The organism is Halomonas sp. ALS9 (assembly GCF_001651035.1).
Classification (GTDB): Bacteria; Pseudomonadota; Gammaproteobacteria; order Pseudomonadales; family Halomonadaceae; genus Vreelandella.
This window is the reverse complement of record NZ_LXRG01000192.1, coordinates 240746-252551: the sequence shown is the minus strand read 5'-3', so window position 1 is coordinate 252551 and position 11806 is coordinate 240746. Positions and strand designations below refer to the sequence as shown.

The window sequence follows — 11806 nt, the reverse complement described above, 5'->3', positions numbered from 1 at the left end:
GTTTTTACTTTAGCTGCTCTTGATTAAGCGCAAAAAAGCATCAACGACTCTATTGGGGCGTCGGTCATGGCGGGTAATCAATACAAACGGTATGCGGTAGTGTTGGGTGGCGGCATGCAGTGCCCGCATCTTACCCGCGGCCACCCACTGCGCAGCGACATGCTCAGGCAGAAAGCCGATGAAGCGCCCAGTCAGGATCAAAAAGGCGGCGCCTTCGCGATCAGAGGCCGAGGCTTGCAGGCTGAGCGCATCATGCGCTTGGCGTGCTTCAACTGGTAGCGGATAGCGGGGCGAAATAGCAGCCTGCTCGGCGATATCCGCAAAGCTGAGCGTATCATCGTGTTCAACAAACAGTGGATGGCCAGCCGCGCAGTAAAGATACGATGGCTCATCATAAAGGTGGCGGGTTTCCAAGCTGGTGGGCAGGTTGACCGCCGGCACCACGCCCACATGCAAGTGACCATCCATCACGCCACGAATAACCGCATCCGAAGGCTCCATATGAATATGTAGCGTTACCTCATGTCCCGGCGCGCTCAGCTCCGCCAGGGCATTGGTCACGTGCATGGCGGGGAGTGTCACCAAGTTGTCGGTGATGCCGATATTCAGCTCACCTTTAATTGTTTGATGCAGGGCATTAACGTCGCTTTTGAAGGTTTCAAGCGAGGTCAGTAGTGTTAAACCCGCCTGGTAAATTTCTTTGCCTTCTTCGGTTAAACTAAACCCACCACGCCCGCGCTGACAGAGCGAAAAACCTAGCCGTCCTTCTAGATCGTTCATGTGCTGGCTAATCGCCGAACGGCTAATCCCCAGCGTGGTTTCCGCCGCGGTAAAGCCACCGCACTCAACAACCGTCTTAAAAATACGGATGAGGCGTATCTCGTAATCGCTCATTTGTCCCAGTGATGCCATAACAATTCCCTGGTAGTTGTCTATCAATGCCTAACGTTACGCTTTTCAACGTATTAACGGCGATAAAAACTGATATACATCACAAAAGCGCCGCGGCACTATCGGACAAAGCGACGTACCAATGCGCGCTATGTATTGTTTGTGGTTACTTTTTACACTGTATCAGGTGTCCCGATGGTTACCTGGATAAGGCTTCTATGCGATGTCCCTGACTTCCATTAATGTAAATGATGATGTGTTGAAGGCTACCAAAACTTACCGTCAGCAGCGTCGCCATGTGATTGCGTTATATCTATTAGCACTGTTCGTCATGATGGTACTTTTCGGCTGGCTGCTGAGCGAACAGCATAAGCAGGAAATTGAGGCCGCCGAGTCGCGTATTACCGCCCGTGCTAACGTGGTTACTGAGTGGGCAAAAGGCGTGTTTGCGCAAAGCGGACAAGCGTTATTTGGGCTTGAGGAATTGTTAGCACTGCAAGGGATGCCTGATAGCGAAAATGCTCAGGCGCTTCAGCGTTCGCTAGAAAATTTGACCCGATATGTCCCCATGGTAGATGAAATCGCTGTTGTGAGCGCCGAAGGGCGCGTGCTTGCGAGTGGCCGCGGTAACCGAAAGGCAGATGCTGACATCAGTGATAGCGTGTTTTTTAATGCCTTTAAGCAAGAGGAACAAGAGGAACTGATTACCCCGCTTTACTGGTCTAACCGCGATCAGCGCTACTATTTGTATCATGGCCGGCGACTAGAGACCGCCACCGGCGAGTTTTCCGGCGTGGTGATCTCCAGCATTGTGCCTGAAGTATTTGCCGACGCGCTTGAACAGATGAGTGTCTACGATGGTGAAAGCATTGCCTTGGTCGACCCCAACTTAAAATTTATTGCTCGGTACCCGATACCACAAGTGCAATTTGCCACCGGCAGTCAAATTGAAAGCCCAGAAACGATTGCGTGGCTCGCCCGTGGCGAGTCTACTTGGTCAATCAACTTTGACTCACCTATTGATGGACGTAAACGGTTGTTCCGTATGCTGAGGGTTGGCGAGTACCCCATGCTGGCCGTGGTCGGCGTTGATCTTCACGAATTGCTTTCCGCTTGGCGGCAGCGCGCTTTGATTTTAATGCTGGTGATGGCAGTGATTGCTCTGCTGGGCGCTTGGGGGGTACGCCACTACCTGAACCGTTTGGCGTTGGCGCATCAGTTACGTCAACGTATCGAAGAGCGCGAGCAAGCGCGTGCCGAAGCGCAAATCGCTGCTGCCGCCTTCCAAACCCACTTAGGCATCCTGATTACCGATCCTCAGGGCACCATTCTCAAGGTTAACGAGACCTTCAGCCGTATTACCGGCTATAGCGAAGCCGAGATCATCGGTAACAACCCGCGCATGTTTAGCTCTGGCCTACAAAATGCGACTTTTTACCGTCGTTTATGGAAGCGTGTTATCAAAACCGGTAACTGGGAAGGCGAGATATGGAACCAGCGTAAGAATGGCGAACTGTTTCCCGAGTGGCTAACCATTAGCGCGGTGTACAGCGTTGAGGGCGCCTTAACTCACTACGTGGCCACTATGAGCGATATCAGTGAGCGTAAAGCCGCTGAACAGGAGATTCATCAGCTGGCGTTTTATGACACCTTAACCGGCCTGGCTAACCGTCGGCTGTTTATGGATCGCATAGGAAGCGCTCTCAAGGAGCTTCAGCGTCATCAGCGTTGCGGCGCACTGCTATTTATCGATATCGATAACTTTAAGCAAATCAATGACACGCTGGGGCATTATGCGGGAGATCAGGTATTACAGAGCGTTGCGCGGCGGCTGGGGCAAATGCTACGCGATACCGATACCTTGGCGCGGTTGGGTAGCGATGAGTTTGCGGTGTTAATTGAAGGCGTTGATAGTAATTACGCCCAAACCACTCTGCTTGCAGAACGTATCGCGCATAAGTTGCTGGCCACCCTTAATACCCCAATCACCCTTGCCGAAGAGGGTATTACGGTGACGGGGAGTATCGGTATCGCGATTATGGCGAGCAATGAGTACGGCGTTGATGACTACCTGCAGCAGGTGGATATGGCGCTTTTTCAGGCCAAGAGCAACGGTCGCCATGGCGTGTGCTTTTTTGATCCCTCAATGCAGGCTGCGCTACTGGCCCATGTAAAATTAGAGGCGGATCTACGCCAAGCCCAAGCTTACCAGCAGTGGCAGCTTTATTATCAGCCCCAGGTGGATCACCACGGCAAGATTACCGGCGTGGAAGCGCTACTGCGCTGGCATCATCCCGAACGCGGTATGGTCTCTCCGGGTGATTTCATTCCGTTGTTGGAAAGCACTGGGCTGATAAACGATGTGGGCGAATGGGTGTTGGAAGATGCCTGCCACCAATTAGCGCGTTGGGCGCAGCACCCCCGGCTAAGCCAATTGACCATATCGGTGAATATCAGTCCGCTACAGTTTCGTGATGAGCAATTTCTGGCCCGCGTAGAGGGGGTATTTGCGCGAACCCAGGTGCCGCTTCAGCGGCTAAAGTTGGAAGTGACCGAATCACTGTTCGTGGAAGCGCGAGATGACGCGCGGGATAAAATGCTCACCCTTAAAGCGCGAGGCGTACGCTTCTCGCTGGATGATTTCGGCACCGGCTACTCGTCACTGGCTTATTTAGCCCAACTGCCGCTGGATCAGCTAAAAATCGACCAATCCTTTGTGCAACAGGTGCTTGATAGTCAGGCTAACGCGGCGATTGTAGAGAGTACTATTGCCCTGGCAGAGAGCCTCAATCTAGAGGTCATCGCGGAAGGGGTAGAGACCAAAGCGCAGCAGGCATGGCTACTGGCCCACGACTGCCACGCTTATCAAGGCTATCTGTTTGGGCGTCCGGTCACCGCAGAGGCCATTGAGCGTTTGATTCTTGGCGATTAAGCCTGTGTTTAAGACAGTGTTTATGACAGTGCTTAAGCCAGTGCCAGCGAACGGAGGTGGTCTTCTATATCGATAGCGAGATCCGTATCGGGAACAATTACTTCCAGCCGGGAGTCTTGCCGCCATGCGCTGGTTTCGATGCTTAAGGCGCCATCCGCGCGGTTAAGTCGTTTCCAGCCGCTATCGGTATGAAACACGCCCTTAATGCGGGCTGCCTTGGGTAGCTCTCCCAAGCTTTTGGCTAAGCTATCCAAGTCGAAGCGCTCGCTTGGGTGCCAACGTAAACCCGTACTGGTGTAACCCAGCGAGGAGCCGATTTCGCGCTGGGGCTTGCCGGGCGGCGGAGGAAAATCAAAAAACGCGCCCTCCAGGCTGGGCGTGGCCGCCAACTGTTGGTGGTTGGCGGGTATGCTTACATCGCTTGCTTCGGTGCTTGTACTTTGCATCAACAGCGTAAGAGGAAGCTCTCCTTGAGGGGCTTCCTGCACCCATTTACGCGGCGGCCAGCGCTGCGCCACAAAAGCATGGGCGGCGCTGAGCTGTTCTGGGGTGCTGTGGTCGAGCATGGTCAATGCCACGGCATCGGCCATATCAAGCTGATCGCGGAAAGTATCATGTTGCAGGGTGCGGGCGTCGTCCATGCGGCGTGGGTCGAGCGTGGCAATTATATCGCGCACTTGCACCACCTCTTGAAAGGCTTCGCTGCGCAGTAGATCCAGCAGGCCCGCTGGGTGGCCGAGGCCAGAGGGTTCGATGATTACCCGGTCGGGTTTGCTGCGGGCGAGCAGGTTGACCAGAGCCGCCTGGAGGACAAAGGCGAGCTGGCAGCACAAACAGCCGCCGGGCAGGCCTTTCACCACTACATCATCGCGGGCGTCGAACATGGCTTGGTCTATACCGATTTGACCAAACTCGTTGACCAGGATGGCCCACTTTTCATCCACAGGCTTTTGCTCAATCAGGCTGTGGATAAGCGTGGTTTTACCGCTACCAAGGAAGCCGGTAATGATATGTACCGGCACTTTTCGCGTGATCCTTCCTTCTGAACCAGCCAACGCCTAGCCCCCTGTCATATTCATAAAGCGTACTACCTGCACATCGCCATCGGTGGTGAAGTGGTGGCGCTCCGGCTTAAGCGGCAGGGCGTTGATAATAGCCTCTTTCAGCGCCTGCATATTACCAGGGTGTCGACGCAGCACGGCGCGCAAATCCACCGAGTGTTCGTTGCCCAAGCAGAGCAGTAAACGGCCTTCCACGGTCACCCGTACCCGGTTGCAGGTGTCACAAAAGTTGTGGCTATGGGGGGAGATAAACCCTACTCGGCTGTCGCTATCGGCCATTTTGAAGTAGCGAGACGGCCCAGGAGTGGTTTCGGTGGTAGGGATCAGCGGGTAGCGCGTCTCGATCAAATCTTGGACATCGTCACTTGAGTAAAAGGTTTCCGCCCGAGAGTGGTCTGAAACATCGCCCAGGGGCATCTCTTCGATAAAACTAATATCGAGCTTTTCCTGACGGGCAAAGGTGACCAGGTCGATCACTTCGTCGTCGTTGCGACCTTTTAAGATCACCGCATTGAGCTTGATACGTTTAAAGCCGGCTTCCTGAGCGGCGTGAATACCGTCGATTACCTTGGTTAAATCACCGGTACGGGTGAGCTGCTTAAAACGCTTCGCATCCAGCGAATCCAGGCTGATATTCAGCCGCCGCAGGCCGCTGGCGTAAAGCTGCTTGGCGTGCTTGCGTAGGCTGGCACCATTGGTAGTCATGGTGAAGTCGTTAAGGCCTGGCATGGCGCCAATCTCATCGACCAGTTGCTCAATGCCGCGGCGTACCAGCGGCTCGCCACCGGTAAGGCGAATCTTCTCAACCCCAAGCTCGGTGAAGGCTCGGGCGACCATGGCGATCTCTTCCAGCGTCAGTACCTGGGCGCGGGGCAGAAAGGTCATCTCCTCACTCATGCAGTACACGCAGCGAAAATCGCAGCGATCGGTGACCGAGATGCGCACGTAACTAATGCGCCGACCAAAGTCGTCGATCAGTTGCTGGTTAGCCAGCGGCTGAGCCTGCTGTTGGCTAGATTGTTGATGTGCGGTTCGTTGCTCGCTCATAGCCATCCCGTTAGTGGTTGTATGCTGACTACCTCGCCTGGTTGGGCGCCGTCTTGGTCATCGGCAAGCTCAATCAAACAGTTAGCTGCCACCATCGAGGTTAAAATGCCCGAACCCTGGGCGCCGGTACTACGCACGTGTAGCTGCCCTTGCTCATCAGTATGGTAAATGCCGCGAATAAAGTCAGTGCGTTTGAAGCGGCTTTTTAACGCGTTATCGGCAATCGCAGTAAGACGATGAGGTGACGACAGTGGCAGTCCATAAAGCCGATCCAAGAGCGGCTTTACAAACTGTAGAAAGGTTACCATGACCGCCACCGGATTGCCGGGTAAGCCAACAAACGGTGTGCGCGCAGCACCTAGCCAACCGCAGACCATAGGGCGCCCAGGGCGCAGCGCTACCCGCCAGAAGGCCAAACGACCCAGTTGTTCAAGGGCATCGCGGGTAAAGTCAGCTTGGCCCACCGATACGCCGCCGCTGGTAATCACCAGGTCGCTCTGCTTGGCGGCTTTTTCAAGGGCTGTTTTAGTCGCTGTTAAATCATCTGGCAGAATGCCCAGGTCAATCACCTCGGCGCCCTGTTCGGTCAGCAGGCCCATCAGCGTAAATCGGTTGGCGTCGTAAATGCCTGCCTTGGGTAGCGGCTCGCCAGGCGCAGTGACTTCATTGCCGGTGGAGAAGGTTGCGACCTTCGGCCGTCGGTAAACTGTTATTTCGGCATAGCCCAAGGAGGCCAAAAGCCCTAGGGAGGCCGCATTAAGCCGTGCCCCCTCAGGCAGCGCCGTGTCACCAATGGCAATATCTTCACCGGCCTGGCGAACGTGTTGGCCGTGTTTGAGGAGCTCCGGCGACTCAATGATGACATGCGCTGGCTGCTCTTCATGGGGGGCACGCAGCTGTTCACTCATCACCACTGTATCGGTGCCGGGCGGCAATGGGGCGCCGGTGGTGATGCGTACACAGTGACCGGCAGGTACCATTTCGCGGCGATACTGCCCGGCCAACACTTCACCGGCCAGTGGCCAATGGGTCTGCTTGGCTCCAACACCTTGTCTAGGTAAGGTTAGCGCTACGCCATCCATGGCCGCATTAGTATTCTGCGGCACGTTAATAGGGGCCTGAACAGCTGTGGCCAGGCGGCGGCCGTGGGCCTGCGCCAATGGGATTTGCTCAATGCCTAGCGGGCGATCAATAAGAGTAGCAAGCGCCTGACGTGCTTCGTCGACGCTGAGCATCTGTTCGCCCAGGTCAAAGCAGGAGAGGGTCATTTTACCTCCTTGCTAGGAGATCCCATGAGTACCTTTTCCAGACGCAGCTTCTCCTCTTCGGTATTGAGATTGGCAAAGGCGTCGGGGCAGTCCGACATATCGACCTTGCACCAGTCGTGGCGGGCGTACCAGCGGTCAATCTTACGCTCCCCTTCGGCCAAGGTAGCGGCCAAATCATCGGCAAGCGAAGTGCGCAATAGCGCAACCACCGGGTGCAGCCGTTCACCGTCAAAGGCCACGGCGATGTCATGCTCGCCGTTCTCTGAGACAATGCCTGCCACCATCCGCGCTACTAAATCGTCGGGCAGCGCGGGGGAGTCGCAGGGGGCCACCAGCAACCAGGGAGTGTTTGCCGCGCGCAGGCCGCTATAGATGCCCATCAGCGGGCCTTTAAAGCCGCCTTCAGCATCCGCAATGACCCGATCAGCGAAAAAGCGGTAGGCGTCGGCATTGCGGTTAGCGTTAATCACTAGCTCGGCCACCTGGCCTTCAAGGCGCTTGACCACATGGCCGACTAGCGGGAGGCCCGCGAAAGGTTCAAGCCCTTTGTCGCGCCCGCCCATTCGCCGCCCTTCGCCGCCCGCAAGAATCATGCCGGTGAGTTCGTGAGTGGGTATCATGAGCTTGCCTTTTTTGATGAGCGATATTCTTGCGATGAACGGGCGTGGGATGGGCGCGGTGGAATAGCGTCCAGAGCTAAACGGTTTTGGGTGTTGATCGCTTGAAAATGGCGCCCTTTGGCGCGGGCAACCAGCATGACACCGAAGCGTTCGGCCAATTCGACGCCTTTTTGGGTGACGCCCGAGCGCGATACCAGCACGCTAATACCCATTTGGGCCACTTTCAGCACCATCTCAGACGTCAGCCGCCCGGTGGTGTAGAAAATATCCGCATTGGCGCTATCGGCCTGTTGTAGCCATTGGCGACCCGCCAAGGTATCTACCGCGTTATGCCGCCCTACGTCTTCAACAAAATCAAGCACCTCGGTTTGCTGGCAAAGCGCACAGCCGTGAACGGCGCCAGCGCTGCGGTAGGTCTCATTGTAGGCGTTGAGGTTTTGCAGCAATTGATAGAGCGTGGATTGCGCCAATTGGGTATCGGGCAGCGCGGTAAGTGCGGTCTGGTCAAGCAGTCTACCAAATACCGTGCCTTGGCCGCAGCCAGTGGTCACCGTGCGAATGCTTAAGCGTGCTTCCAAATCCTCGGGCAGGTGGCGAGTAATTACTATCGCTGCCTCTACTTCCCAATCGACTTGCACGGCTTCTAAATCAGCCGCGGCGTTCAGCAGCCCTTGATTGCGCAGGTAGCCGACCACTAGTGCCTCCGGGTCATCGCCCAGAGTCATCAAAGTGACAATTTCACGCTTGTTGAGGTAGACCGTCAACGCTCTTTCAGCGGCGATCGCCTGCTGTCGGGCATCGCCATACTCGTCAACGATGCTGATCTCGGTGGTAGCCGGTAAGCGGGCTCGGCTTATCTGAAGGGCGTGCATCCGCAATCCTCGCTACTAAAATAAAATACCTGACTAAAAAAGTCAGAGTTGACGATGATGGCGCTGGAAAGGCTTACTTGTCTAGCTATTCAGGGCTATCCATTCAAGGCCTACGTTATTTCGCTAGGGGCTAATGCAATGACTGATAATTTACGTTCACTGAGTGTCGCCCTGGTTGCTGAGCCTAAGCAGGTGAAAAGCTTTACGCTAACCCAGTGGCGTATTGCAGAGCTGACCCTGGGAGATCAGGGCCCCAATGTGCTTAACCTGCAGCTATCGATGACCGAGCGTGCTGCCTACCGTTTCAACCTGACGTCTAACACCCCAAGGCTATTCGTGCGGGCGGGCTTTACCGGGCAAACACCCAAGCCAGACGCGATCACCGCCAGCCAGGATGTGGCGGCGGGCTGGATGGATGGCGAGCAGCAGGTGCTTGAAGCACCGATGCCGATGGCCATTCAGGTCTGGATTGAGAACTACCTGGCACGTCACGGCGAAGCGCCGATGGAAATGCGCAAGAAAAAACGCAAAGGGGCGGGGCGCGCCAAAGAGACCCCCACCAAGGAGCAGCCGCAATGAGTCGCTTAGAGCGCTGGTCGCGACTAAAACGCAACGTTCCCCAAGAGCAGGATGCGCCGCCCGCCTCATCATCTGCTGAAGAGCCTGTTAATGAGCTAGCAGCTGAGCCGAATGCTTCGCCAAATGAAGTAGCGCAGCCACCTCATGGCCCTGACGCAACGCAGACACCGCCAGAACCGGGCAGCCTCGACCACACCTTGCCCGACCCTGAAACGCTGGAAGCGGGCAGCGACTTCAGCGCCTTTATGGTGCCAGGAGTAAGTGGAGCCCTGCGACGGCGTGCTTTGAAACGCCTGTGGTCCACCGGCAACTACAACGTCCGCGATGGTCTGGATGACTACGACGCCGACTATAATAAATTGTTGAAGCCCATGGGCTCCGAGCTCGCCAGCAAATTACGCCGTTGGACACATAAAGTAGAAGAGGTCGTTGATAAGTCGCTAGAGGACGCCGAACCCGAGTCTCACAAAGAGCTGACAGCTGACGAGCCGACAAATGAGCCAGCGGTTACGTTAGAGGCAGAGTCCTCAATGCCTTGCGCTGACAGCGACAACATTGTAAAAAATGCGCCGCTAGACGACCAGTCTGATTATTTATCGGGTACTAAGACGAAAACATGAGATAGATGTTAAGTCGTTATAAGTCAATAGCTTAATGTTGAAAGAGATCCACAGCGTTGGCAGCGTTGACGGTAATCAGGTTGGCAAATGTCGTATTTCGCCATAGGCTGAACTTAGCTTCAACGCATTGTTATGTCACAATAGTTAATCAATATAACTCAAAAATATAATAAGAATTATTCACTGACCGTGAGAACGCATGAACCAACGAATCCAACTGGCGTCGGTAGACGACCAGCGCAATGCCGAGGCTCGGGAGACGGTACGCCAGCGTATCTCTTGGCCCGCTAACCTGACGCCTGCCAATGTGACCTATCACAGCCGTGGTCATGGGCTGCTGATAGGTTCTGTCGACGACGTTTACCCAGCCGCTCGCGCGCTTCAAGGGCGCGGTCTGGCATCGCTTACCCTGCTCATCACCGATCAAGGCAACGACCCTGTCGATACCCTCGGGTCTAGCGAGCCACTAGTTACCCAAACATTGACCCTCACCCAGCTTAGCCAACTGCGTATTAACGGTTATCTGGGTGCCTTTAGTGTCCAGCTTGATGACGGCGATTCAGTGCTGGATCTTGCCCGTGCGCTAATTGAGCGCGACGGCTTTGACCTCATACTCGACCTTGCCGCGACGTCCCACACTCAGCGCTGGGAGTTGCCGCCACCTGGTTATGTGGTAATGCAGTGGCAGAACGTTGAGCAGCGCAGCGACACTCTCGACGATTTTGTCGGGCTGGTGGGCGAATTCGACAAGCCGCGCTACTTCCAGGTCAACAGCGACTTATGCGCTCACTCCACCAGCGGCAATATTGGCTGCACCCGCTGCTTGGACGTCTGCCCCGCGGATGCTATCTCCAGCATTAAGGGGCGGATTGAGTCTCACATTGAGATTGATCCCTTTCTCTGTCAAGGCGTGGGTAGTTGCACCAGCGCTTGCCCCACTGGCGCTATCGAATTTCGCCTACCGGAAACGCGCCGCCAGCAGGATACACTCTCCGCTTGGTTGGGTGCCTACCGCGAAGCGGGTGGCCAGGTGCCGGTGCTGCGTTTTATTACCCATGACTCTCAGGATGCCGAACGGGCTGCTGGCATCGTGCCCGCAGGCCATGTCATTGACGCACCGCTAGAAGAGCTGGGTGCAGCAGGCCATGACCAGTGGCTAACCGCTCTGGCCGCCGGTGCCGCCGAAGTGCGTATCCAGCTGCACCCCAATATGCCCGCCCGCTTAAGTGCCTTTTTGACCGATCAGGTCGCTCAGGCGCATGCCCTGTTAGACGCCCTAGGCCATGATCGTGCCCGCGTAAAACTCATCGAGATAGCCGATGCTGCAGGCCGGGATGCGCTACCGGCGCTAACGCCGTTGACAGACTCACCGCTTAGCCTGCCAGAGCCAGAAAAGCGTGCGCGTTTTAACCGAGTGCTGGCCCGGCTGGCTGAATTGGGTAGCCCCAGCGGCGAGCGGGTTGCCATGCCGTCAGGCGCTGCCTACGGCGCTATTCAAGTCGATAGCGATGCCTGCACGCTCTGCCACGCCTGTGTCAGCAACTGCCCGACGCCGGCATTGAAGTCAGGCGGCAACACGCCCGCGCTGAGCTTCCTTGAAGCGGACTGTGTGCAGTGCGGTTTGTGTGAGCAGGCTTGCCCTGAAAATGCGATTACTTTGATGCCCGGCTTCCTGGCATCCGATGCCCGCGAAACGCGCCACATATGCCACGAAGAAGCAGCTTTCGAGTGCATCAGCTGCGGTAAGCCGTTTGCCACTGTCAGCACGGTAGCGACGATTAAACAGAAACTTGCTAACCACCCTTACTTTGCCGGTGAGGCAATGATTCGCCTGGAAATGTGTGAAGACTGCCGGGTAAAAGATGTGTGGAAAACCATGATTCGCGACCCTGACGCGCAACTGAAGGTATAAGCCG

General features: G+C 55.8%; 10 protein-coding genes. 4 read left to right on the top strand and 6 right to left on the bottom strand.

What is annotated here, in order from left to right; translation table 11 throughout:
• Positions 1-9: 9 nt before the first annotated feature.
• On the bottom strand, positions 10-912 hold the full coding sequence (locus tag A6R74_RS15075; protein ID WP_064235298.1) for a LysR family transcriptional regulator: 903 nt from the start codon (positions 910-912) through the stop codon (positions 10-12).
• Between the two features lie 202 nt (positions 913-1114).
• Between A6R74_RS15075 and A6R74_RS15070 the strand changes: the two genes are divergently transcribed.
• Positions 1115-3823: a bifunctional diguanylate cyclase/phosphodiesterase gene (locus A6R74_RS15070; protein WP_064235297.1), complete on the top strand. Its 2709-nt coding sequence runs from the start codon at positions 1115-1117 to the stop codon at positions 3821-3823.
• A gap of 32 nt (positions 3824-3855) precedes the next feature.
• Here A6R74_RS15070 and A6R74_RS15065 read toward each other — a convergent pair whose 3' ends face one another.
• Genes A6R74_RS15065 through A6R74_RS15045 form a run of 5 tightly spaced genes read right to left on the bottom strand, consistent with a single transcriptional unit; the run spans position 3856 to position 8691 of the window.
• The gene (locus A6R74_RS15065; protein WP_240488242.1) at positions 3856-4845 is read right to left on the bottom strand and encodes a CobW family GTP-binding protein; all 990 of its coding nucleotides are present in this window, start codon (positions 4843-4845) and stop codon (positions 3856-3858) included.
• Between the two features lie 36 nt (positions 4846-4881).
• A complete protein-coding gene (moaA, locus tag A6R74_RS15060) occupies positions 4882-5931 on the bottom strand; it encodes a GTP 3',8-cyclase MoaA (protein WP_240488241.1) in 1050 nt (349 codons plus the stop codon).
• Positions 5928-7199: a molybdopterin molybdotransferase MoeA gene (moeA, locus tag A6R74_RS15055; RefSeq protein ID WP_064235296.1), complete on the bottom strand. Its 1272-nt coding sequence runs from the start codon at positions 7197-7199 to the stop codon at positions 5928-5930. Before moeA ends, moaA begins: the two co-directional genes overlap by 4 nt.
• Positions 7196-7819 (bottom strand): molybdenum cofactor guanylyltransferase MobA, encoded by a 624-nt coding sequence (gene mobA, locus A6R74_RS15050; protein WP_064235295.1) that lies wholly within the window; start codon positions 7817-7819, stop codon positions 7196-7198. The genes moeA and mobA overlap by 4 nt, the downstream gene beginning before the upstream one ends.
• On the bottom strand, positions 7816-8691 hold the full coding sequence (locus A6R74_RS15045; protein WP_064235294.1) for a formate dehydrogenase accessory sulfurtransferase FdhD: 876 nt from the start codon (positions 8689-8691) through the stop codon (positions 7816-7818). The genes mobA and A6R74_RS15045 overlap by 4 nt, the downstream gene beginning before the upstream one ends.
• 138 nt (positions 8692-8829) lie before the next feature.
• Here A6R74_RS15045 and A6R74_RS15040 point away from each other — a divergent pair, with 138 nt between their 5' ends.
• The 3 genes from A6R74_RS15040 to A6R74_RS15030 all read left to right on the top strand — a co-directional run bounded on the left by A6R74_RS15040 (position 8830) and on the right by A6R74_RS15030 (position 11802).
• Complete coding sequence (locus A6R74_RS15040; protein ID WP_064235765.1) at positions 8830-9270, top strand: DUF3305 domain-containing protein; 441 nt, start codon at positions 8830-8832, stop codon at positions 9268-9270.
• Positions 9267-9890, top strand: a complete 624-nt coding sequence (locus A6R74_RS15035; RefSeq protein ID WP_064235293.1) for a DUF3306 domain-containing protein — start codon at positions 9267-9269, stop codon at positions 9888-9890. The genes A6R74_RS15040 and A6R74_RS15035 overlap by 4 nt, the downstream gene beginning before the upstream one ends.
• Positions 9891-10089: 199 nt before the next feature.
• Positions 10090-11802, top strand: coding sequence for a 4Fe-4S dicluster domain-containing protein (locus tag A6R74_RS15030; RefSeq protein ID WP_064235292.1), 1713 nt, complete (start codon positions 10090-10092; stop codon positions 11800-11802).
• Positions 11803-11806 lie beyond the last annotated feature (4 nt).